At 73.3% G+C, this 23469-nt stretch carries 17 protein-coding genes and 1 pseudogene; 9 read left to right on the top strand and 9 right to left on the bottom strand.

Features of this window, described 5'->3' with window-relative positions; translation table 11 throughout:
- Positions 1–240: 240 nt before the first annotated feature.
- Entirely contained in the window at positions 241–1017 is a 777-nt protein-coding gene (locus tag D0Z67_RS17730) for a chromosomal replication initiator protein DnaA (RefSeq protein ID WP_131589666.1), read from the top strand.
- Between the two features lie 17 nt (positions 1018–1034).
- On the opposite strand, the gene D0Z67_RS17725 is transcribed toward D0Z67_RS17730, so the two are convergent.
- A complete protein-coding gene (locus D0Z67_RS17725; protein ID WP_199812166.1) occupies positions 1035–2606 on the bottom strand; it encodes a cell division protein PerM in 1572 nt (523 codons plus the stop codon).
- A 132-nt stretch (positions 2607–2738) separates the two neighbouring features.
- On the opposite strand from D0Z67_RS17725, the pseudogene D0Z67_RS17720 reads away from it, so the two are divergent.
- Positions 2739–3533, top strand: a pseudogene (locus tag D0Z67_RS17720) (RNA polymerase sigma factor); the annotation flags it as partial.
- A gap of 87 nt (positions 3534–3620) precedes the next feature.
- Here D0Z67_RS17720 and sucD read toward each other — a convergent pair.
- The 5 genes from sucD to D0Z67_RS17695 all read right to left on the bottom strand — a co-directional run bounded on the left by sucD (position 3621) and on the right by D0Z67_RS17695 (position 10628).
- Positions 3621–4505, bottom strand: a complete 885-nt coding sequence (gene sucD / locus D0Z67_RS17715) for a succinate--CoA ligase subunit alpha (protein WP_031180793.1) — start codon at positions 4503–4505, stop codon at positions 3621–3623.
- Positions 4506–4533: 28 nt separating this feature from the next.
- Positions 4534–5718 (bottom strand): ADP-forming succinate--CoA ligase subunit beta, encoded by a 1185-nt coding sequence (gene sucC, locus D0Z67_RS17710; RefSeq protein ID WP_031180794.1) that lies wholly within the window; start codon positions 5716–5718, stop codon positions 4534–4536.
- Between the two features lie 265 nt (positions 5719–5983).
- Entirely contained in the window at positions 5984–7162 is a 1179-nt protein-coding gene (locus D0Z67_RS17705) for a VWA domain-containing protein (RefSeq protein ID WP_031180795.1), read from the bottom strand.
- On the bottom strand, positions 7159–9501 hold the full coding sequence (locus tag D0Z67_RS17700; protein ID WP_031180796.1) for a DUF5682 family protein: 2343 nt from the start codon (positions 9499–9501) through the stop codon (positions 7159–7161). The genes D0Z67_RS17705 and D0Z67_RS17700 overlap by 4 nt, the downstream gene beginning before the upstream one ends.
- Positions 9498–10628 carry an ATP-binding protein gene (locus D0Z67_RS17695; protein ID WP_031180797.1) on the bottom strand — a complete coding sequence of 377 codons (1131 nt, stop codon included), beginning with the start codon at positions 10626–10628 and terminating at the stop codon, positions 9498–9500. The genes D0Z67_RS17700 and D0Z67_RS17695 overlap by 4 nt, the downstream gene beginning before the upstream one ends.
- Positions 10629–10760: 132 nt before the next feature.
- Here D0Z67_RS17695 and D0Z67_RS17690 point away from each other — a divergent pair, with 132 nt between their 5' ends.
- Together D0Z67_RS17690 and D0Z67_RS17685 are read left to right on the top strand one after the other, a co-directional pair.
- Positions 10761–12116 carry an SWIM zinc finger family protein gene (locus D0Z67_RS17690; protein ID WP_037774804.1) on the top strand — a complete coding sequence of 452 codons (1356 nt, stop codon included), beginning with the start codon at positions 10761–10763 and terminating at the stop codon, positions 12114–12116.
- 41 nt (positions 12117–12157) lie between these two features.
- Positions 12158–13768: a DUF5691 domain-containing protein gene (locus D0Z67_RS17685; RefSeq protein ID WP_031180799.1), complete on the top strand. Its 1611-nt coding sequence runs from the start codon at positions 12158–12160 to the stop codon at positions 13766–13768.
- Between the two features lie 6 nt (positions 13769–13774).
- Here D0Z67_RS17685 and D0Z67_RS17680 read toward each other — a convergent pair whose 3' ends face one another.
- Entirely contained in the window at positions 13775–14194 is a 420-nt protein-coding gene (locus tag D0Z67_RS17680) for a coenzyme B12-dependent isobutyryl CoA mutase small subunit (protein WP_031180800.1), read from the bottom strand.
- A gap of 237 nt (positions 14195–14431) precedes the next feature.
- Between D0Z67_RS17680 and D0Z67_RS17675 the strand changes: the two genes are divergently transcribed.
- The 3 genes from D0Z67_RS17675 to D0Z67_RS17665 all read left to right on the top strand — a co-directional run bounded on the left by D0Z67_RS17675 (position 14432) and on the right by D0Z67_RS17665 (position 17553).
- Positions 14432–15286, top strand: coding sequence for an esterase/lipase family protein (locus tag D0Z67_RS17675; RefSeq protein WP_031180801.1), 855 nt, complete (start codon positions 14432–14434; stop codon positions 15284–15286).
- Positions 15287–15448: 162 nt separating this feature from the next.
- The gene (locus tag D0Z67_RS17670; RefSeq protein WP_051887627.1) at positions 15449–15904 is read left to right on the top strand and encodes an SMI1/KNR4 family protein; all 456 of its coding nucleotides are present in this window, start codon (positions 15449–15451) and stop codon (positions 15902–15904) included.
- A 77-nt stretch (positions 15905–15981) separates the two neighbouring features.
- Positions 15982–17553, top strand: coding sequence for a M23 family metallopeptidase (locus tag D0Z67_RS17665; RefSeq protein ID WP_199812167.1), 1572 nt, complete (start codon positions 15982–15984; stop codon positions 17551–17553).
- A 57-nt stretch (positions 17554–17610) separates the two neighbouring features.
- Here the strand turns inward: D0Z67_RS17665 and pcrA are convergent, their stop codons facing one another.
- Complete coding sequence (gene pcrA, locus D0Z67_RS17660; protein WP_031180804.1) at positions 17611–20091, bottom strand: DNA helicase PcrA; 2481 nt, start codon at positions 20089–20091, stop codon at positions 17611–17613.
- A gap of 205 nt (positions 20092–20296) precedes the next feature.
- Here pcrA and D0Z67_RS17655 point away from each other — a divergent pair, with 205 nt between their 5' ends.
- The gene (locus tag D0Z67_RS17655; RefSeq protein ID WP_131589665.1) at positions 20297–21304 is read left to right on the top strand and encodes an SLAC1 family transporter; all 1008 of its coding nucleotides are present in this window, start codon (positions 20297–20299) and stop codon (positions 21302–21304) included.
- On the opposite strand, the gene D0Z67_RS17650 is transcribed toward D0Z67_RS17655, so the two are convergent.
- The gene (locus D0Z67_RS17650; protein WP_031180806.1) at positions 21282–21635 is read right to left on the bottom strand and encodes a hypothetical protein; all 354 of its coding nucleotides are present in this window, start codon (positions 21633–21635) and stop codon (positions 21282–21284) included. The genes D0Z67_RS17655 and D0Z67_RS17650 overlap by 23 nt on opposite strands.
- Positions 21636–22342: 707 nt before the next feature.
- Between D0Z67_RS17650 and D0Z67_RS17640 the strand changes: the two genes are divergently transcribed.
- Positions 22343–23440, top strand: a complete 1098-nt coding sequence (locus tag D0Z67_RS17640; protein WP_031180807.1) for a C40 family peptidase — start codon at positions 22343–22345, stop codon at positions 23438–23440.
- Positions 23441–23469: the final 29 nt, after the last annotated feature.

Genomic DNA, 23469 nt, shown 5'->3' with positions numbered 1-23469 from the left:
GTCCGGCCGGCTTTTGTAGGGTTCTACGAATGCTTCGCGTCCCGCCATACGGGGAAGTCTACGAAGCGGCCGGCCGCCAGCAACGATACCGGCACTCCGGACGGCCCCCACGGGACGGGGGCGTGGCCGGAAGGTAGCGTTCTGGACGAGCCGGCTCGGGAACGCGGCCGTCGTGCGGCGCGTTCACGGGATGACAGCTCATGCCGGACTTCGAATCACCTAGGGGAAGACGCTCCTTTGATGCCCGATCGCAGCCCGCGACTCCTCACGTTCCCGCCGCCGACCGGCCAGGAGGGCGAGCGTGGCGTTGTCCTGCTGCGGGACCGGCCGGCCTCGCCGCCCCGGACACCCTCCTGCGGCCGGGGCGACGACGACCGCGGCGGTGACCGCAAGGACGACAACCCGTACGCGCCCCCGCCCGAGGACCGCCCCGACCAGCCCTGGCGCCCGCGTCACCCGGAGGGCCAGGAAGGCCACGAGGGTCACGAGGGTTCCGGGGACTCGCGCTGGGGCAGCCAGTGGAGCGACCGCCAGCCCGGCCGCGCCCCCGGCGGCTTCGGTGAGCGCCCCGGCACGGGTCCGGAGGCCCAGGGCGGCGGCGGTACGGGCAAGCAGCGCTGGGACCCGACCGACCCGGCCCAGCGCCGCGCCCGCTACGCGCTGCTGTCCGGCATGTGGGCCATCTTCTTCGTCCTCCTCGGCTGGCCCTACGTCTCCCTGCTCCTCGGCGCCCTCGCCCTCTACTGGGGCGGCAGCTCCCTGCGCGCCAAGCCCCGCACCCCCTCCCCGGACGAACCCCGCCCGACCGGCACCCGCCCCCAGGTCACGGCGGCCGTCACGGGCATGATCACCGCCGGGCTCGCCCTGGTCCTCGTCGCCGCGTTCTTCAGCGTCAAGCTGGTGTACCGCGACTACTACACGTGCGTGAACGACGCCCTCACCCAGCAGTCGAAGCAGTCCTGCGACCAGCTCCTGCCGGAGCAGCTGCGGGGGGTGCTGGGGTCGGCGAACTCCTGAATCCTGCTGCGGAGGCTTCAGGAGGCCGGGTTCGGTTCCGCCGGGTCCGGTTCCGCCGGGTCCGGGGTGGTCTCCGGGGCGGCGGGCTCGGCGACGGCCGTTGGGGGAGCCTCGGTGACGTTCTCGTCGGCGGGCTGGAGGGCTTCGGCCGGCTCCGGAGGGCGGGGCGCGGGGGCTGACTCCGGGGTGTCCGACTCCAGGAAGTCGTACAGCTCCTCCTGCTTCGGCTCCGCCGGGGTGGGGGCGGGGAGCTTCGCGGGGGTCTCCGCCGTCGCCCGGGGCAGCCAGGTGCGCTGCTTCCCGCGGCGGGACGGCAGGACGCCCGCGCTGCGGAGGGTGTGCAGGCGCCAGGCTCGTGCCGTGAGGGTCACCGGGGTGCCCAGCAGGAGGAGCCAGGCGGCGGCCGCCGGGCCGGTCTGCCAGCCGAGGGGGCCGAAGCGGGAGAGGGTCGAGGCGCCCAGCGGGCCACCGGAGAGTTCGGCGAGGAGCATGAGGGCCAGGGCGCAGAACAGCGCGGCCAGCGCCAGGACGGCGACGCTCCGTCCGGCCGACCAGTGCAGCCACGGCCGCCCCCGCCGCACGGCGGCCCCCGCCACGAACCAGCCCGCCGTCACCCCGGCCGCCACCGGCACCAGCGCGACCGCCCAGTTCAGCGGCGTACCGGCGCCCGTGTCGGGCACGGCGGCCAGCAGCGGGAACGGGGGGAGCAGCGGGGCGGGGTCCGAGGCGAGCGGATGCACCATGTGCCCGGCGCCGAGCGCGAATCCGGGGCCGAGCGCGTACGAGGCCGACCAGAGCGCCGCGTTGGGGACCAGCGTGACGGCCAGCAGCAGCACCGTGAGCCGCCCGGTCCATCCCTCCGTGAGCTGGGTGAACGCCAGCCGGGCGGTGTCCCCGTGCCAGATGAGGGACGCGCCGAGCAGCAGCGCCCCGCCCCCGGTGAGCACGGCCGTGGCCGCTCCGGCCGCGCGGGCCGCCGTACCGAGCGCGTCCACCCGTACCCAGTGCGGGAGCCGGGAGGACACCGGCGGGTGCGGCCGGCCGGAGCCCGTCCAGACGCCGACCCCGGCGGCCCCGCCGACGAGGAGCGGCAGACACACCGTCACCCAGAGCCATTCGGGCCGGGGTTCACCCCCGGAGGCGTACAGCGCGGCGGCACCGCCCACGCCGAGGTAGCCGAGCACGACCCCCGTCCACGCCGTGCGCGCGGGGACCGGGGGCGGGCCTTCGGGCTCGTCGGACGCGTCGGTGGCGTCCCGCGCGGCCCGGTACACCAGCCACACCGGCAGCGCGAGCAGCAGCAACGGGGTCAGGCCGACCGGCTGCGGCGCCCCGGACAGCGTCTCGGCGCGGACCAGTTCGACCCCGTGCGCCAGCAGCCACAGCGCGGCCGCGACATGCAGCGCGCCGCCGGGTCCGCTGTCCGGGTAGGGCGAACTGACCCACAGCACCATCACCAGCGCCGCGCACGCGCCGAGCCCGAGCCCGGCCGCGAGCGCACCGCCCGCCAGCGCGGGGCCCAGGCCGGGTGAACGGTCGCGCATCCGGGACCGCAGGGACGACGACAGGCGACGGAGTGTCAGCGGCATCACGCCCGCCATGCTCCCAACGACACGCGCTTTCCCGGCGTAACAGGCGAACCCCCGAAGTGTCGCCCAATATATGTTTATGTGCCTATTCACACAGAGGGGTGAGCCGTGACGCAGAGCACCGCACCCACCCTGACCCCTGATCAGGCGTTCGACGCGCTCTACGCGTTCTGCGCCCCCGCCCTGGTCCGCCAGACCTATCTGCTCACCGGGCGGCGGGAGTTGGCCCGCGAGGCGGTGGAGCGGGCGTTCCAGGCGGCCTGGCAGCGCTGGCCCGAGGTGGCCCGCGACCGCGACCCGGGCGGCTGGGTCCGGGCGACGGCGTACGAGTACGCCCTCTCCCCCTGGCACGGCTTCCGCCCCCGCCACCGCACCCCCGAGCCGCCGCCCGCCGACCCGGACGCCCGCGCCCTGCTGGACGCGCTGCTCCGCCTCCCGCCCTCCTACCGCCGCACCCTCGTGCTGTACGACGGCGTCGGCCTCGACCTGCCCGAGACGGCGGCCGAGACCGAGGCGAGCACCCCGGCCGCGGCGGGCCGGCTGACCCGCGCCCGCGAGGCCGTCGCCGCCCAGGTCCCCGAACTGGCCGACCCGGCCGCCCTGCACCGGCGCCTGACGGAACTCGCCTCCACCGAACGGCTCCGCGCCGACGCCCCGGCCAACGTCCGCACCACGGGCGAGCGCCGCAACGTCTTCTGGACCCGCGCGGCCATCGCCTTCACCGTCGCCATCATCGGCGCGACCGGCCTCACCCTGCGCACGGCACCCACCCACTACGAGGCACCCATCGCCCCGGCCCAGGCCGTACGGGGCGTCCCCCCGGCCCCCGCCCTCGGCCCGCTCTCGCAGACCGAGCTGACCCTGCGCGCCAAACTGCGCGGGGAGTCGGGCAACGGCCCGGAACGGCTGGCACCGTCACCCGGCTGACCCCCGCACGCGGAAAAAAACAGCGGCGGGCCCGCCCCCCGAGAAGGGGACGGGCCCGCCGGTGTGCTGCCCGAAGGGGGCCGAGCGTCAGGCGCTCAGGATCTCCCGCGCCAGCTTGGCCGTCTCGGTCGGCGTCTTGCCGACCTTGACGCCCGCGGCCTCGAGGGCCTCCTTCTTCGCCTGGGCGGTGCCGGACGAACCGGAGACGATCGCGCCGGCGTGGCCCATCGTCTTGCCCTCGGGCGCGGTGAAGCCCGCGACGTAGCCGACGACCGGCTTGGTCACGTTGTCCTTGATGAACGCGGCCGCGCGCTCCTCGGCGTCGCCACCGATCTCACCGATCATCACGATCAGGTCGGTGTCGGGGTCGTCCTGGAACGCGGCCAGGGCGTCGATGTGCGTGGTGCCGATGATCGGGTCGCCACCGATGCCGACGGCGGTCGAGAAGCCCAGGTCACGCAGCTCGTACATCATCTGGTACGTCAGCGTGCCGGACTTCGAGACCAGGCCGATGCGGCCCGGCTTGGTGATGTCGCCCGGGATGATGCCGACGTTGGACTGGCCCGGCGTGATGATGCCGGGGCAGTTCGGGCCGATGATCCGGGTCTTGTTGCCCTTCTTGCCGGCGTACGCCCAGAAGGACGCCGTGTCGTGCACGGCGATGCCCTCGGTGATCACGACGGCCAGCGGGATCTCGGCGTCGATCGCCTCGACGACGGCGTCCTTGGTGAACTTCTCCGGCACGAAGATGACGGAGACGTTGGCGCCGGTCTTCTCGATGGCCTCCTTGACGGTCCCGAAGACGGGTACCTCGGTGCCGTCGAAGTCCACGGTCTGACCCGCCTTGCGCGGGTTGACGCCGCCCACGACCTCGGTGCCGTCACCCAGCATGAGCTTGGTGTGCTTCATGCCGGTGGCGCCGGTCATGCCCTGGACGATGACCTTGCTGTCCTTGTTGAGCCAGATAGCCATGGTGTGTTGGTGTCCTCGTCCTGAGTGCTTACTTGGCGGCGGCGTGGGCCAGCTCGGCGGCCTTGTCGGCCGCGCCGTCCATGGTGTCGACGCGCTGGACCAGCGGGTGGTCGGCGTCGGTGAGGATCTTGCGGCCCAGCTCGGCGTTGTTGCCGTCGAGGCGGACGACGAGCGGCTTCTCGACCTTCTCGCCGCGCTCCTCCAGGAGCTGCAGCGCCTGGACGATGCCGTTGGCGACCTCGTCGCAGGCGGTGATGCCGCCGAAGACGTTGACGAACACGGACTTGACGTCCGGGTCGCCCAGGATGATCTCCAGGCCGTTCGCCATGACCTGGGCGGAGGCGCCGCCACCGATGTCCAGGAAGTTGGCGGGCTTCACGTCGCCGTGCTTCTCACCGGCGTACGCGACGACGTCCAGGGTGCTCATGACGAGACCCGCGCCGTTGCCGATGATGCCGACCTGGCCGTCGAGCTTGACGTAGTTGAGGCCCTTCGCCTTGGCGGCGGCCTCGAGCGGGTTGGCCGCTTCCTTGTCGTGCAGCTCTTCGTACTCGGGGTGACGGAACTCGGCGTTCTCGTCGAGCGACACCTTGCCGTCCAGCGCCAGGACCTCGCCGGAGGCGACCTTCGCCAGCGGGTTGACCTCGACGAGGAGGGCGTCCGACTTGATGAAGGTGTCCCACAGCTTGATCAGGACGTTGACGACCTTGTCCGCGACCTCGGCCGGGAACTTGGCGGCCTCGACGATCTCGCGGGCCTTGGCCTCGTCCACGCCGTCGATGGCGTCGATCGGCGTCTTGGCGACGGCCTCGGGGCGGGTGGCCGCCACCTCCTCGATCTCCATGCCGCCCTCGACGGAGGCGATGGAGAGGAAGGTGCGGTTGGCACGGTCGAGGAGGAAGGAGACGTAGTACTCCTCGACGATCTCCGGAGCGGTCTCGGCGATCATCACCTTGTGGACCGTGTGGCCCTTGATGTCCATGCCGAGGATGTCCGTCGCGCGGGCGACGGCCTCGTCCGGGGTGGCGGCGAGCTTGACGCCGCCGGCCTTGCCACGACCACCGACCTTCACCTGCGCCTTGACGACGGACTTGCCGCCCAGACGCTCGGTGATCTCGCGCGCCGCCTCAGGCGTGTCGATGACTTCACCGGCCAGCACCGGTACATCGTGCTTGGCGAAGAGGTCCCTCGCCTGGTACTCGAACAGGTCCACGCGCTTCCGTCCCTATCAGTGATCTCGCGGTCGTTGGATGCGTGGGCGTGCCGCGAAGGGCAACGTGACGTCCGCTTGTCACAAGGGGTGCGCACACGGTGTCCGAGCGCGCGGCATGTCCGTCTCGCAGGTTATCCCTGCTTGCCGGGGGCCTCTAAATCGCGAGTCACACCCGAGCGGTGATACCTGTCACATGATGCCGTTTTCCCTGACACGCCGTGCCTCTTGGGGTGCACTTGTTCGACCGCTCCCCCCATCCCGCTTGTCACGCGGTGTCCGGTATGGGCAGCGGGCGCTTCTCGATCGCGGCGGCCATCACCTCCGGGAAGAGGTCCGGGGTGCAGGCGAACGCCGGGGCGCCGAGCGCGGCCAGCGCGGCCGCGTGCTCCCGGTCGTAGGCGGGCGCCCCCTCGTCGGAGAGCGCGAGCAGGGTCACGAACTGCACGCCGGACGCCTTCATCGCCGCGACCCGCTTCAGCATCTCGTCCCGGATGCCGCCCTCGTACAGGTCGCTGATCAGCACGACCACCGTCTCGGCGGGCCGGGTGATCTTCGACTGGCAGTAGGCGAGCGCCCGGTTGATGTCGGTGCCGCCGCCGAGCTGGGTGCCGAAGAGCACGTCCACCGGGTCGTCGAGCTGGTCGGTGAGGTCGACGACCGAGGTGTCGAAGACGACCATGCGCGTGCTGATCGACCGCATCGAGGCGAGCACCGCCCCGAACACCGACGCGTAGACCACGGACGCGGCCATCGAGCCGGACTGGTCGATGCAGAGGACGACCTCCTTCTTCACCGACTGCGCGGCCCGCCCGTACCCGATGAGCCGCTCGGGCACGATCGTCCGGTACTCCGGCAGGTAGTGCTTGAGGTTGGCCGCGATCGTGCGGTTCCAGTCGATGTCGTGGTGGCGCGGCCGGCTGACCCGGGCGCTGCGGTCCAGGGCGCCGGTGAGGGTGGCGCGGGTGCGGGTGGCCAGCCGCTTCTCCAGGTCCTCGACCACCTTGCGCACGACCGCCCGCGCGGTCTCCTTGGTGGTCTCCGGCATCGCCTTGTTGAGCGAGAGCAGGGTGCCGACCAGATGGACGTCGGCCTCCACCGCCTCCAGCATCTCCGGCTCCAGCAGCAGTGCGGCCAGCCCGAGCCGGTCGATGGCGTCGCGCTGCATGACCTGCACGACGGAGGAGGGGAAGTAGGTCCGGATGTCCCCGAGCCAGCGCGCCACGGAGGGCGCCGAACCGCCGAGTCCCGCCGAACGCTCCCGCCCGGCCGGGCTCTTGCCCGCCTTGTCGCCCCGGCCGTACAGCGCGGTCAGGGTGCCGTCCATCGCCGCGTCCCGGCCGGACAGGGCGACCCCGGTGCCGTCCGCCTGGTCCCCGCCGAGCACCAGCCGCCACCGGCGCAGCCGCTCCGCGTCGCCGTCGAGCCGTGTCGTCCCGTTCGTCATGCCCCCACCCCCGCGAGGTCGTCGTCCGTCGTTGGTTGCCGCTCCGGTGTCAGCCCGAGCAGCAGACGCAGCACCGGCAGCACGGCGTCCGCGCGTCCGGCATCGGGTTCCGGCGCGAAGCCGGACGAGGTCGCCGCGTGCCCCACGGCCCCGGCTCCGCTGCCCGGACCGCGCCGGACCAGCTCCCCGAGCGTCCTGCGCACCCCGGGCTCGTACGCCGAGAAGGTGCGGCGAAGCAGCGGCAGCACGTCGGTGAACGCGTCTGCGGGTACGGAGGTCAGCCAGGCGTCGACCAGGCCGAGCAACTGCTCGTCGTGCACCAGCAGCAGCCCTCCCCCGCCCCCGCCGACGAACCCCTCGACCCACGCGGCCGCGTCTCCGGGCGGTGTCCCCGGCGACAGCGCCAGCCCCATCAGCCGGGCCACGTCCTCGGCCGCCAGCTCCCCGTCGTCCAGCAGCAGCCGCGCCGCCCGGCCCCGGAGCAGCCCCGGCACCGTCTCCCGCCGGGACAGCGTGCGCAGCACCGCCCGCCAGCGGGGCCGTAGGCCGTCGTGCCCGGTGAGCGTCTCGGCGAGCAGTCCGACCGCGCCGTGCACGGCGTCGATGTGGCCCCGCATCTCCTGGGCGGCGTCGCTGTCCAGGGTGGTGCAGGCGGGCGGGAGCCCGATGAAGACGCGCTCCGCGAGGGCGGCCGCGACATCGGCGAGCGCGCCGGTGTCGGTGCCGCGCACGTCGCCGTAGCGCAGCGAGCGGACCAGGGCGGGGAGCGCCTGGGCGAGGTGGCTCACGTCGGCGTCGAGGGCCGCGCGGTCGGCGAGCACCCGCATCACCACGGGCAGCGCGTCCGGCAGCCCGGCGAGCAGGCACTGCTCGGCCAGCGCGGTCACGTCGGTCAGCGCCCGCGCGCCGACCGCGTCCGCCTCGGCCTTGGCGGTGGCCGCGCCCAGCACGGTGGTGCCCCACACCCCGGCCTCGGCGATCCGCACCGACAGCTCCGGTTCCCAGCGCAGCCGCCAGGTCTCCCGGAAGGTGCCCGTGCTCCCGCGCGAGCGGGCCGGTTCGCCCCAGCCGACGCCGAGCAGCCGCAGCCGGTGCAGCAGCCGGCCGCGCGCGGCGTCGGTGTCCTTGCGCAGGTCCAGCTCCAGCTCGCGCTCCAGCGCCTCCGGCTTGAGCCGCAGCCGGCGCTGCTCCCGGGCCAGGTCCCGCTGAAGGGGTACGGCGGGCGCGGACTCCGGGACCTCGCCCAGCACGTCCCCGACCACCAGCCGGTCGTACACCAGGGACAGCGGCACGTCCGAGCCCTCGCAGAGCACCGCCCGGACGGCGTCCGTGGTCTCGGTCAGGCCCGCCAGCGGGCGGCCGCGCATCACCGCGAGGGTGTCGGCCAGCCGGACCGCCTCGATGACATGGGCGGAGGACACGATGCGGTCCTCCTCGCGCAGCAGCCCGGCGACCTTGGTGAGCCACCGCTCCACCGGCCGGTCCGGCACGCCGAACAGGTGGGCGTACCAGCCCGGCGAGTCGATCCCGGCGCCGTAGCCGCTGGACCGGGCCAGCCTGCGGTGGGTCCAGGGCACCCAGGTCAGGTCGGTCTTGAGCTTGGGCAGGCCCTTGAGGAGCGCCCGGTCGGCACTGACGGTGGCCTTCGCGCGGAGGGCGGGCACGTGCCAGGCGCCGCAGACCACGGCCACCTCCTCCCCGAACTCCTTGCGGGCGGCACGGATCTGGAGCCGCATGTACGCCTCGCGCACGAGGTCGCGCGGCCGGCCGCCGTCGCCGTACCGCTCGCGCAGGGCGCCCATGGCGTCCTCCAGCGCGGCGAACGGCGCGAACGGCTCACCCAGGCCCGGACCCCGGTGCTCGACGGCGTCCTCCCACCAGCGCTCGGGGTCGTCGTACCCGGCGGCCTCGGCGAGGGCGGCGAGCGGGTCCACGCGCGCGTGCTCGGCCTCTTCTTCAGGGTCGCTGTCGGCCGTCTCCTCCTGCCAGGCGAGCGAGTGGGTCGCCGGCAGGTCGATAAGGCGGGCCGGGACCCCGTGCTCGACGGCCCACCGGATCGCCACCCACTCGGGGCTGAACTCCGCCATCGGCCAGAACGCCGAGCGGCCGGGCTCGTCCACGGCGTGGGCGAGCAGCGCGACCGGCGGACGCAGACCCGGGTCGGCGGCCAGCGGGACCAGCGCGTCGGCCTCGGGCGGGCCCTCGATGAGGACCACGGCGGGCGCGGCGGCGTCCAGCGCGGCCCGCACCGCCCGCGCGGAGCCCGGCCCGTGGTGCCGGACGCCCAACAGCAGCGGGCCCGCGTCGAACGCCCCGGCCGGGGGCGGGGCCTCGCTCACGCGCTCACCTCCCGGCAGGCCCGGTAGAAGTCCGTCCACCCGTCGCGCTCGCGCACGACCGTCTCCAGGTACTCCTGCCAGACGACCCGGTCGGCGGCCGGGTCCCGGACCACGGCCCCGAGGATGCCCGCGGCCACGTCTCCGGCGCGCAGCACGCCGTCGCCGAAGTGGGCGGCCAGGGCGAGGCCGTTGGTGACGACGGAGATGGCCTCCGCCGTGGACAGGGTGCCGCTCGGCGACTTCAGCTTGGTGCGGCCGTCGGCTGTCACGCCGTCGCGCAGCTCGCGGAAGACGGTGACCACACGGCGGATCTCGTCCAGCCCCTCGGGCGCCTGGGGCAGATCGAGCGAGCGGCCCATCTGGTCGACCCGGCGGCTGACGATGTCCACCTCGGCGTCGGCGCTCTCCGGCAGCGGCAGCACCACGGTGTTGAAGCGGCGGCGCAGCGCGCTGGAGAGGTCGTTGACGCCCCGGTCGCGGTCGTTGGCCGTGGCGATGAGGTTGAAGCCGCGCACGGCCTGCACCTCCTCGCCCAGCTCCGGGATCGGCAGGGTCTTCTCGGACAGGATCGTGATCAGCGTGTCCTGCACGTCGGCCGGAATCCGGGTCAGCTCCTCGACCCGCGCCGTCATGCCCTCGGACATGGCCCGCATGACGGGGCTGGGCACCAGGGCGTCCCGGCTCGGGCCGTGGGCGAGGAGGCGGGCGTAGTTCCAGCCGTACCGGATCGCCTCCTCCGGGGTGCCGGCGGTGCCCTGCACCAGCAGGGTGGAGTCGCCGCTGACGGCGGCCGCGAGGTGCTCCGACACCCAGGTCTTGGCCGTGCCGGGCACGCCGAGCAGCAGCAGGGCGCGGTCGGTGGCCAGCGTGGTGACGGCGACCTCGACGATCCGGCGCGGGCCCACGTACTTGGGTGTGATCACGGTGCCGTCCGCCAGCGTGCCGCCGAGCAGATACGTGGCGACCGCGCACGGTGACAGTTTCCAGCGCTCCGGGCGCGGCCGGTCGTCCTGCGCTGCGAGCGCGGTGAGTTCGGCGGCGAAGGCGTCTTCGGCATGCGGTCGCAACGCTTGCGGCGCCTGGTCCGCGATCGGTTCGGTGTGCGTGGGTTCCATGGACACAGTCATGGCTGAGGCCCCCTCCAGCTCGGCCGTGGGTCATCTGGCATCCACCATGCAGCACCCCACTGACAATCGCTCTGATCTGCATGAACACGGCTCCGTGACCGATTGTCAGTGGGGCGTTCTAACGTCGTTGGCATGACTCAGCAGGGGGTGCGCCGGACCGCGGAGCAGGTGCTTGACCTGGCGCCTGACGCGTCGTCGCGCAAAGCGGGAAGCAAACTGGGTGTGGCGGGGCCGTGGTCCGGTGCGGGCAGCGGCAGGGAGGGGGCGGTGTGGGGACTGTGCAAGGGCAGCGGCAGCAAGCCGTACCAGACGGTGGTGGACCTGTCGGACCCCGCCGGGCCCGCGTACAAGTGCAGTTGTCCGAGCCGTAAGTTCCCGTGCAAACACGCGCTGGGGCTGCTGCTGCTCTGGGCCGGGGACGAGGGCGCGGTGCCCGAGTCGGAGTCGGCGCCGGACTGGGCCGAGCAGTGGCTCGCGGGCCGGCGCGGGCGGGCGGAGGTCAAAAAGACGCAGGCGGCGGCAGGTTCGGCGGCCGACCCGGACGCCGCGCGGAAACGGGCGGAGCGCCGGGACCAGCGGGTCACCGCGGGCGCGACCGAGCTGGAGCGCCGCCTGGCCGACCTCCTCCGCGACGGCCTGGCCTCGGCCGAGCGCGCCGGATACGGGCTGTGGGAGGAGACGGCGGCCCGCATGGTCGACGCCCAGGCACCCGGACTCGCCGCTCGGGTGCGGGAGTTGGGGACCATACCGGCGTCGGGTACGGGCTGGCCGGCCCGGCTGCTGGAGGAGTGCGCCCTGCTCCATCTGCTGGACCAGGGCTGGCTGCACCGCGACCGGCTCCCGGACGCCCTCGCGGCCACGGTCCGCACCCGCCTCGGCCTGCCCACCCCGGCGGACGGGCCACCGGTGCGCGACCACTGGCAGGTGCTGGCGCAGTACGACACGGCCGACGCCAAGCTGACGACCCGCCGCATCTGGCTGCACGGCGCGGACTCGGGCCGCACCCGCCTGCTCCTCTCCTTCGGCGCGGCGGGCAGGGCCCCCGAACTCTCCCTGCCGGTGGGGATGTCCCTGGACGCGGAGCTGTCCGACCATCCCGGCGCGGGCCAGGTCCGGGCCACCCTGGGCGAGCGGCACGCCCCGGCGGCACCCGCCGCCTCCCGCCCGCCCGGCACCACGACCACCCGGGCCCTCGCCTCCTACGGCGAGGCCCTGCGCGAAGACCCCTGGCTGGACTCCGTCCCGGTCACCCTGGACGCGGTCATACCCGTGCCGGAGGACACCTCCGGCTCCTGGCACCTGGCCGACGCCGACGCGCACACCGCGCTGCCGCTGACCCCGTCGTTCCTGGCGCGTCCGGTCCTGTGGCGGCTGGTCGCGCTGGCCGGAGGGGCTCCGCTCAGGGTGTTCGGCGAGTGCGGCCACCGGGGCTTCACGCCCCTGACGGCGTGGGCGGAAGGGACGGCCGCGCCGGTGAGCCTGTGCTGACCACCCCGCCCCCGTCCACCTCCCGCCCGGAAGGGAAACCCATGACCACGGCGCCCACCTGGGACGACCTCCTCACCACCGCCCTGCTGGGCACCGACCGCCGCACGCTCCCGGTCGACCCCGCCGACCTCGCCGGCCGCGAGGCCCCGGCCGCCCTGCTGGACGCCGCCGCAGTGGCGGCCGTACGACGCCGGGCCGGCCTGCGTCCCGGACCGGCGGGCCCCCGCCCGGAACCCGCCCCCGCCGAGACCCGCCCCGCCCTGCCACCCGCTGCGGCCCACCGCCTCACCCTCCTGCTGGCCGACCGCCCCGGCGGAGGCGGCGGCCGCCGGGGCAGCACCCCCGACCTGACCGAACTCCTCCCCCAATGGCTGGCGTCGGCCAACACACACGGTTATGCGGCGCCCCCGCACATGGTGCCCGCCCTGCTGGACGCGGCCCGCGCCCGCACCGATCTCCGCCCGGCCGCGCTGGAGTTCGCGGGCGCGCGGGCGCTGTGGCTGGCCCGGCTGAACCCGGACTGGCGGTTCGCCCAGCGCTCCGCCTCCGGGGGCACCTCGGCGCTGCCCGACGCGGAGGACGACGAGGGCATACGGCGGCTGTGGCGGGAGGGACTGTTCGCGGAACGTGTCGCCCTGCTGACCGCGCTCCGCGCCCGAACCCCCTCCGCCGCGCGGGAGTTGCTCGCGGAGACCTGGGCACAGGAGCGGGCCGAGGACCGGCTGATGTTCCTGGACTCGCTGCGCGCGGGCCTGACGGCCGACGACGAGCCCTTCCTGGAGCAGTCCCTCGGCGACCGCAGCCGGAACGTCCGGGCGACGGCGGCCGAGCTGCTGTCCACCCTGCCCGGCTCGGCGCTCGCGGCGCGGATGGCGCGGCGGGCCGCGACCTGCGTCGCCCTGGACCACACCGGCAGCGCGGCCGCGATCGTCGTGGAGGCACCGGCCGCCTGCGACCCTGGGATGGAGCGCGACGGCGTGACCGCCAGACCTCCGGCGGGCCGGGGTGAACGGTCCTGGTGGCTGGGCCAGTTGGTCGAGGCGGCACCGCTGGACACCTGGCCGGACCGGCTCGGCGGACGCACGCCCGAGCAGATCGTGGCGCTGCCCGTGACGGACGACTGGCAGGGCGAGCTGCACGCCGCCTGGTGCCGGGCGGCCGTACGGCAGCGGGACGCGCGGTGGGCGCGGGCGCTGCTGGGCGCGCCGTCCGCACCGGAGGCCGGCGGGCCGGGCGCGGTGTCGCTGGCGGACCGGGCGAAGCTGCTGGCCGCGCTGGAGGCGGACGAACGGGCCGCGTGGGTCGCCGGGTTCATAGCCGGACACGGACTGTCCGAGGCGTTCCAGCTGCTCGGCGTGTGCGCGCTGCCGTGGACGGCGCCGCTGGGCCGCGCGGTCGTGGACGCCCTCGACATCGCGCGGGAGGCGGGCAGTTACCCGTGGAGCTTCAGCGGGGTGATGGGCCTGGCCGAGCGCTGCCTCGACCCGGCCGAGACGGCCCGGCTGGACAGCCTGCTGGCCGTGCCGGACGAGCGGGAGGACGCCTCCCCCGGCGCCGGGGGCTACTGGGCGGAGGCGTTCCAGCGGCTGGCGACCACCCTGCGGCTGCGCGCGGCGATGGTGCGCGAGCTGACGCCGGGCGGCGGAGCCTGAGAGGGCTCAGGAGGAGGAGGCGGGCTGGCGCACGTTCTCCCGGACCCACTCCACGATGGTCGTGGTCGTCGCACCCGGGGTGAAGATCTGGGCGACACCCTTCTCGCGCAGCGGCGGGATGTCCTCCTCCGGGATGATGCCGCCGCCGAAGACGAGGATGTCGGCGGCGTCGCGCTCCTTGAGGAGGTCGATGACGGCCGCGAAGAGCGTGTTGTGGGCGCCCGAGAGGATGGACAGGCCGATCGCGTCGGCGTCCTCCTGGATCGCCGTGGCGACGATCTGCTCCGGGGTCTGGTGCAGGCCGGTGTAGATGACCTCCATGCCCGCGTCCCGCAGCGCGCGGGCGATGACCTTGGCCCCGCGATCGTGGCCGTCGAGCCCCGGCTTGGCCACCACCACGCGGATCGGACCGGCTGCCACACCCATCACTGCCTCCATCAAGCGCCCACCACGAGGGACCTCGGAAGCGGCCGCCTCCGTCCCGCACCGACAAGTACCGCACACCTGGCACGTTCCGCCACCTGCCGGAAGTGAACGAACGTTATCCCCAGCATCCCCCAGCGAACTGTTTCGCGGCACCCGGCGAGGGGGAAATCACATGGTGGGACATGAGGGCACGCGGGGGACAGAGCCGCCCCCCGCGTGCCGACAGGAGGTCGGCCAATGAAGGTCACCGGGGTACTGCCACTCTTCCTCCCGATCTGCCGGCGTCTGTGGCCCGGCAGACTGGCCTCCGTGTCCGTGACGCTGGTGAAGGCCACCGCACTGGAGGCCGCGATCCTCGCCGGTCACCTGCTGCTGTACCCGACCGGCCTCACCCAGGAGCGCCGCCAGGCCGCCCTTCCCGCGCCGGCGGGCACGTCGAGACTCCCTGTGCCGACCGGGCCGCCGGTCGTCCTCGTGCACGGCTTCATCGACAACCGCTCCGTGTTCGTCCTGCTCCGCCGCAGCCTCGCCCAGCACGGCAGGCAGCGGGTGGAATCGCTGAACTACTCCCCCCTGACCTGCGACATCCGCACCGCCGCCGAGCTGCTCGGCCGGCATGTGGAGGAGATCTGCGAGCGCACCGGCAGCGCGCAGGTGGACATCGTGGGCCACAGCCTGGGCGGCCTGATAGCCCGGTACTACGCACAGTGTCTCGGCGGTGACGTCCGGGTGCGCACCGTGGTCACCCTGGGCACCCCGCACTCCGGGACCCGCGCGATACCGCTGGCCAACGCGCACCCGATCGTCCGGCAGATGCGGCCCGACTCCCCGGTGATCGAGGAGCTGGCCCGCCCGGCCCCGGGCTGCCGCACCCGCTTCGTCAGCTTCTGGAGCGACCTGGACTCCGTGATGGCCCCACTGGAGGCGGCCTGCGTCGACCACCCCGACCTGGAGGCGCACAACATCCAGGTCAGCGGCATCGGCCACCTCGCCCTCCCGGTCCACCCCACGGTCGCCGCCGGCATCCGCGAGGCCCTCGACTCCGAGTCCGCCATGCGCCGCCAGGAGGGCGGCGGCCTGACGGTCGCCTGAGCGACCCGGCACACGAGCAGGTCGCCCGCCCTCGTTAGGTTCGCTCCCGTGGAGAGCTGGGACCGGACCGCCGTGAGGGCTCGCCTGCGGGAGGCCGCGGCGCGCGACCGAACCATGGAGCGTTTCGGGGCGGATACACACCGTTACACATTGCGACCTCCCTTGCCGGAACCGGAGATCCGCGCCTTCGAGGCGCTCCACGGCATCGAGCTGCCCCCGCAGTACCGCTCCTTCGTCGCCGAGGTGGGCGACGGCCCGGCAGGCCCGGCCCATGGACTGCTGCCGCTGGTCACCCCGCGCCCCGAGGCCGACGACGACTGGGCGGTGGACGGCGAGTGGGCGCGCGACCGGCTCCCCGGCCGCCTGGCCTCCCCTTTCCCCCTCACCGGGCCCGCGCCCGGCCGCCTCGGCGCAGCCGCCGACACGCTGACGCAGGGCACGCTGCTGCTGGCCGAGGCGGGCTGCGGAACGTACGTCCGCCTCGTCCTGAACGGACCGCACGCCGGGGAGGTCTGGTTCCTCGACCCCGACTGGGGCGGCTTCACTCCATTGGAGCGGGACTTCCACAGGTGGTACACGAGGTGGCTGGCAGCGCTGTCACAGCCTTCTCAGGGATGACGTAGCGTCACAAATTCTCGAACGTTCTTCGAACACAGGGCCAAACTCGCGTTCAGCAAACCCCGAAACACGGCCGAATGCCCGTTTCCCGTCCACATGAAACCAGCGGAAGATTGTCGCGCCCGCATACCGCCGGGTACAGTCACCGCACTGCTCTGGCAGCCCCTGTTGTCGAGGCGAAAGAGAAGTTGGTGAACGACCGTCACCCGTCGGGGACCATGACCCCGGCTCCGGCTTCCGACGCCTCCACCGCGCACTACGCGCCGTACGGAGCACCGGAAGTCCCGTACGACGACCTCACCACGTACGGCGGTTACGACACCACCGGTTTCCCGGTGGCCGAGGCGGCCTACGCCGCCGACCCGCACCTCGGCGGATACCGGAACGTCCCGCACGACACGGGCGCGTACGACACGACGCACTGGCAGACCGGGGACGACGGGCACCTCGCCCACGACCCCTACGCGGCCCAGCAGCACACCGCGTACGACACGGGCGCCTACGACACCACCGCCTGGACCGTTCCCGCGCAGGGCACCCCCGAGGACACCGGCGCCTGGGCGCAGTACGGGCAGCAGCTCGCCCCGGACCCCGCCCAGCAGTGGGACTGGGGCACGCAGACCTTCGACACCGGCGCCTACGACGCCACCCAGTGGAACACCGACGGCACGCCCGAGCACCAGCGGGCCGAGGAGCCGTTCGACCAGCAGGCGACGGCCACCTTCGACCAGGTGACCCACGACCCGTACGGGGACGACGCCGCCTACGCCGAGCACGCGGACCACCCGTACGGCGAACACCAGGACGCCGAAGACGAGTTGACCGGCACCGGTGAACTCCCCGCCGTCCCCGCCCTCCTGGACGACCAGGAGGAGGTCACCCCGGCCCCGCGTGCGGGTTCCCGCGCCGCGGCCCGTTCCCGGCGCCGTACCCCCGCCAAGCGCTCCGCGCTGCTGACGGTCGCCGTGCCCTCGGCCTGTGTGATGGGGGTGGCCGGTATCGCCGCCGCCTCGGTGGGCGACCTGACCGGTGGGACGCAGGAGGCCGCCGCCTCGGCGGCCGACACGCACACGGTGAAGCCGTCCGTCGCCAACAGCAAGCTCGACACCCAGCTGCGGACCCTGTCCGCCGGGGCCGACGACTTCACCGACCGGGTGAGCCGGACCCAGGAGCGCATCGACCTCAAGGCGCAGCAGGCGCTGGAGAAGAAGAAGGCCGCCGCCGAGGCCGCGCTCAAGGAGAGACTCCGCCCCAAGTTCATGCTCCCGGTGCTCCAGAAGGGCCTCAGCGCCCAGTTCGGGCAGGCGGGCGTCAACTGGATGTCCGTGCACACCGGCATCGACTTCCCGGTGTCGTACGGCACCACCGTGATGGCCGCGACCGACGGTGTCGTCACCACCAAGTGGAACAGCGCCTACGGCAACATGCTGGTCCTCACGGCGAAGGACGGCACGGAGACCTGGTACTGCCATCTCTCCAGTTACCGCGTACCCTCCGGAACCTCGGTCAAGGCCGGCCAGCCGGTCGCCTACTCCGGCAACTCCGGCAACTCCACCGGCCCCCACCTCCACTTCGAGGTCCGGCCGGCGGGCGGCGCCGCCATCGACCCCCTGCCCTGGCTCCGCAGCCACGGTCTGGACCCGACCTGATCGCACCGGCCTGACATCGACGCGAGCCCCGCCCTTCCGGCGGGGCTCGCGTCGTGTCTAGAGCTTCTCCACCGGCGCGTACCGCAGCAGCAGGCGCTTGGCGTTGCCGCCGCCGAAGTCGATCGTGGCCTGGGCCTTGTCGCCCTCGCCGGCCACCGCGACCACGGTGCCGAGGCCGAACTGGTCGTGGGTGACGCGGTCGCCGATCGCCAGCGACACCACCGGCTTCTCGCCGGCCCGGCGGGTGGCGAACCCGGAGGCACCGGCCGCCGAGGAGCGGGACCGGGACGAGGAGAGGGTGGAGGCGACCGAGGAGGCGGCCTTGCCGAAGGAGGGCGCGGCCGAGGCGCCGGTCCGCTTCCACTCCAGGTGGGTGGCCGGGATCTCCTCCAGGAACCGGGAGGGCGGGTTGTACGACGGCTGTCCCCAGGCGCTGCGCAGCGCGGCGCGGGTGAGGTAGAGCCGCTCCCGCGCGCGCGTGATGCCGACGTAGGCCAGGCGGCGCTCCTCCTCCAGCTCCTTGGTCTGGTTGAGGGCGCGCATGTGCGGGAAGACGCCGTCCTCCATGCCGGTGAGGAAGACGACCGGGAACTCCAGGCCCTTGGCGGTGTGCAGGGTCATCAGCGTGATGACGCCGTCGCCGTCCTCCTCGTCCGGGATCTGGTCGGAGTCCGCGACGAGCGCGACCCGCTCCAGGAACTCGGCCAGCGTGCCCTGCTCGCCGTCCTCCCGCTCCTGCTCGAACTCCAGCGCCACGGCAGCGAGTTCCTGGAGGTTCTCGATCCGGGTCTCGTCCTGCGGGTCGGTGGACGCCTGGAGTTCGGCGAGGTAGCCGGTGCGCTCCAGGACCGCCTCCAGCACGGTGGCCGGTCCGGCGCCGGACTCGACGATGGTGCGCAGGTCGTCCATGAGCGCGTTGAACCGCCGGACCGCGTTGGTGGAGCGCGCGGCCATGCCGTACGCCTCGTCCACCCGCTTCAGCGCCTGCGGGAAGCTGATCTTCTCGCGCTGGGCGAGGGCGTCGATCATCGCCTCGGCACGCTCCCCGATGCCCCGCTTGGGCACGTTGAGGATGCGGCGCATCGGCACCGAGTCCTCGGGGTTGGCGAGGACGCGCAGGTAGGCCAGGACGTCCCGGACCTCCTTGCGCTCGTAGAAGCGCACTCCGCCGACGACCTTGTACGGCAGGCCGACCCGGATGAAGATCTCCTCGAACACACGGGACTGGGCGTTGGTGCGGTAGAACACCGCCACGTCCCCGGCCTTGGCGTCGCCGGCGTCGGTGAGGCGGTCTATCTCGTCGGCGACGAACTGGGCCTCGTCGTGCTCGGTGTCCGCGACATAGCCGGTGATGCCCGCGCCCTGGCCGGCGTTGGTCCACAGGTTCTTGGGGCGGCGGGACTCGTTGCGCTCGATGACCGCGTTGGCGGCGGACAGGATGGTCTGCGTGGAGCGGTAGTTCTGCTCCAGCAGGATCGTCGTCGCGTCCGGGTAGTCCTCCTCGAACTGGAGGATGTTGCGGATGGTCGCGCCCCGGAAGGCGTAGATCGACTGGTCCGCGTCACCCACGACGCACAGCTCGGCGGGCGGGACGTCGTGCGCGTTGGGCGGTACGTCCTCATCGTGGGCGCCGGTGCCGACCAGCTCGCGGACCAGCGCGTACTGCGCGTGGTTGGTGTCCTGGTACTCGTCGACCATGACGTGCCGGAAGCGGCGGTGGTAGTGCTCGGCCACGTCCGGGAAGGCACGCAGCAGGTTGACCGTGGTCATGATCAGGTCGTCGAAGTCGAGCGCGTTGGCCTCGCGCAGCCGCGACTGGTAGAGCGCGTATGCCTGGGCGAGGGTCTTCTCGAAGCCGTCGGTGGCCTGGGCGGCGAAGTCCTCCTCGTCGATCAGCTCGTTCTTGAGGTTGCTGATCTTGGCGCTGAAGGACTTGGGCGGGTAGCGCTTGGGGTCGAGGTCCAGGTCACGGCAGACCAGGGCCATCAGGCGCTTGCTGTCGGCCGCGTCGTAGATCGAGAACGACGAGGTGAAGCCCAGCCTCTTGGACTCGCGGCGCAGGATGCGGACGCAGGCGCTGTGGAAGGTCATGACCCACATCGCGCCCGCGCGCGGGCCGACGAGCTGCTCGACGCGCTCCTTCATCTCGCCCGCGGCCTTGTTGGTGAAGGTGATCGCGAGGATCTGGCCCGGATGCACATGGCGCTCGGCGAGCAGGTGGGCGATGCGGTGGGTGAGCACCCGCGTCTTGCCGGAACCGGCGCCCGCGACGATGAGCAGCGGGGAGCCGGCGTGGACGACGGCCGCGCGCTGGTTCTCGTTCAGCCCCTCCAGCAGGGCCGCCGCGTCGACCGGCGGGCGCGGGGCGCCGTCGCGGTAGTGGGTGTCCCGGTCCGGGGGCACGTCGAACTTCCCCCCGAACAGGTCGTCCGGGACCGGCTCCGGAGCGTGCTCGTCCTCGGGCGGCGCGGACTCCTCCTCGGGTCCCCGCGGGGGCTGGAGGCTGGCCAGGAAGTTGTCGTCAAAGAGGCTGCTCATCGCTCTACGAGTCTAGGGCGCCGCACCGACAACCGGTCCCGGTCCCGGGAACATGGCCGGATTCCCGGCGGAACGATCTCCCGTCCCGGGCGGAACGGTCTCTCCTTCCGGGCGGGACGGCCCCCTGACGGCCCGGTCCTCTTTTCGAGCCCCACGCGCGCGTGCCCTCCCCGCCGGGACCGCGCCGCTCCCTAGCATCAGGGACATGTCGGGCATCTCGGGCTTGCGAACATGGGTGGCGGAGCGTCCTCCGGCGGCGGGCACCGCCGTCATGGCGACCGCCGTCGTCTCCATCGGCCTGCGGCTGGCGGGCGTCGAGGTGGTCTCCCGGATCTTCCTGGTCCTGGCCTGCCTCGCCTGGCTGGCCCTGGCCGGCACCTTCGCGTTCCGGCTGGCGGGGCAGCGAGGACGCTGGGCGGAGGAGTCCCGCGACCCGGCGGCGCTCACGGCGGTGGCGGCCACGGCGGTGCTCGGCACCCGGGTCTCGCTGCTCGGCGTCCAGTCCCTGGCCGGGGCCCTGCTGGCGCTGGCCGCGCTGCTCTGGCCGGTGCTGCTGGTCTCCGTGCTGCGGAACTGGGGGCAGCGCATGCCGGGCACGGTGTTCCTGTGTTGCGTGGCCACACAGGCGCTCGCGGTACTGGCGGCCACCCTGGCCGGGGCCGAGGCGACGGCCTGGCTCGCACACGCCGCGCTGGTGCTGTTCTGGCTGGGCCTGCTGCTCTACGCGCTCGCCCTGCCCCGCTTCGACTCCCGCCAGGTGCTCCAGGGGCCGGGCGACCACTGGATCGCGGGCGGCGCCCTGTCCATCTCGGCGCTGGCCGGAGCCCGACTGATCTCCGCCGACAGCGCCCGGCTGTACCTGTGGAACAAGGACGACAGCGGGGTCCTGCACCAGGTCACCGCGATCCTGCTGGCCCTGGACCTGGCCTGCTACGCGGTACTGGTACTGGCCGAGCTGGCACGCCCCCGCACCCGCTACGGCCTGCTGCGCTGGGCCACCGTGTTCTCGATGGGGATGACGGCGACCGCGACGCTCGCGGTCTCGGCCGCCCTGGACGTCTCCTGGCTCAGCGGGCCGGGCAAGGTGCTGGTCTGGGTGGCGGTCGCCGTATGGCTGGCGGCCGCCGCGGGCGCGGTGCTCGCGGCGCGCGCCGGGCACCGCTGCCCCCGGGAGGCGGGGGCGCCGGACGTCACGTCCACAGCACGGCGATGAAGATGTTCGCCGTGGTCAGGGCGCCGACCAGGCCGAACATCCCCTTGTCGACCGTCTCCTCGTCGCGCTTCACATAGACCAGGCCGAGGATGACGATCAGCAGCGCCAGCTTGATGCCGATCTTGATGTTGTTGACGTGGTGACCGTCCGCCTGGTTGAGGCCCACCAGCACCACACCGGTGACCAGCATGGTGATCGCGCCGTGCAGCATGGCCGGCACGAAGCGCGCGGTACCCCGGCCCATCGCCTTCAGCTGGGTGAGGAAACCGCCGAGCAGCGCGGCGATGCCGATGATGTGCAGGGCGACGAAGACATGGATCAGTACGGTCATGAAAGCCGAGCCTAGTTCCCGACATCCCGTCGGCACCGTACCGGGGGCCGCGTCCTGCGTACGGCTCCGGCCGATCTCACCCTCTCGCGGGGCTCCCCCGCTCCCAGGGGGTGCCTTGTCGATCATGCCGGGCTCGCGACGCCTGGTGCCGCGCCCTGATCCGGCCTGATCGGCAAGAGACCCCCTAGGTCGTGTCCGGAAAGTGGCGCCGTCTGCCCGGAGGGCAGGGCTCGCGGCGTCTGGTGCGTGCACTCGCAAGGCGGAGGGTCGCCCTCGTACTGGGCGTACGAGGACGATCCCGACAACGCCGCGAGGGCACGTGCCAGGCGTCGCGAGCCAGGCGGGACTTTCCGGACACGGCCTAGCACCCCCTGCCTCCCTCGGGTCCCGTCTGCCCCTCTTTGATCATCCGGCTTCGGATGGGCGCCCGTGGCACCGCCGCATCCCGGTCGGACACGGTCACATACAGGCCCGTCGGGGACAGTTCCGTACACGCGTTACCAAGCTGTCACCAATCGGCCTAGCGTCCTCCCCCAGGTGACCGGCTCCCCACAGTCGCCCGGACCAGGGGCGGCAGCCGGACAGCACCGCCGAGGACCGTCCGTCGGCCGCCGTCTCCCCTGTGCGGACGGCCGCCGGACACCGGCCCCGCCAGGGACCGGAGGCCCTCGGCCGCACGAGTCCCATGGAAGGACGTGACGGTCCAGGTGGCAGCGCACCGAAAGCTCCGAGCGCGCTCACTCAGCGGCAACACGGCCCGCACGGCCGCCACTCTCGCCCTGGCGGGAGCGGCCACCGCGACGGCCTTCGACGGAACGGGACACGCCGAGCCGCAACTCACCACCGCCCAGGTCAGGACCCAGGTGGACCGGCTGTACCGGGAGGCGGAGGCCGCCACCGAGAAGTACAACGGCGCCCACGAGAAGGCGAGCGCCGCCCAGCACCGGCTCAACACCCTGCGCGACGAGACCGCCCGTAGGCAGGACAGACTCAACACCGCCCGCGACGCCCTCGGCGCCTCCGCCGCCGCGCAGTACCGCGAGGGCGCGATCGCCCCGAGCTGGCAACTCGCCCTCTCCAGCAGCCCGGACCGCTACCTGGACGACGCCGCCTTCGCCGAACGCGCCGGCCACCACCAGGCCCAGCAGGTGACCCGGGTACGCGCCCAGCTCCGGGAGGTCGAGCGGCTGCGCGGCGCGGCCCGCGTCGAGGCGAAGTCGGTACGGTCCCGGCAGGCGGAGCTGAAGCGGCAGAAGGACGCCGTCACGACCAAGCTCGAGCAGGCCCGGCAACTGCTCGCCCGGCTCACCCCGCCGGAGCGGGAGAAGGCCACCACCGGCACCCGGGCGGTTCAGGTCCGCGCCGCAGGCGGAGGCCGCTCCGCCCCGGCCGGCTCCGGCAGGACGTCCGCCGGCCGGACGACCACGCCGACCGCGCGGCCGGTGCCCGCGCCCACCTCACGCGCCTCGGCCGCCGTCGCCTACGCCTACCGCAAGCTCGGCAGCCCCTACGTGTGGGGCGCGACCGGGCCCAACGCCTTCGACTGCTCGGGGCTGATCCAGGCCGCCTACCGCTCCGCGGGCGTCTCCCTGCCCCGCACCACCTACGCCCAGATCAACGCGGGCCGACGCGTCTCCCGCTCCCAGCTCCAGCCCGGTGACCTGGTGTTCTTCTACTCCGGAGTCAGCCACGTGGGCATCTATGTGGGCAACGGCCGCATGATCCACGCGCCCAACCCCTCGGCGCCGGTCCGGGTCGCCCCCATCGACCAGATGCCGTTCGCGGGGGCCACCCGGGTGGCCTAGGGGGTGCGTCGGGGATGTCCCGGGGATAC

It is taken from the genome of Streptomyces seoulensis, assembly GCF_004328625.1.
Lineage (GTDB): Bacteria > Actinomycetota > Actinomycetes > Streptomycetales > Streptomycetaceae > Streptomyces > Streptomyces seoulensis.
The sequence above is the reverse complement of the archived record's forward strand: the minus strand, read 5'-3'. Positions and strand labels throughout refer to the sequence as shown.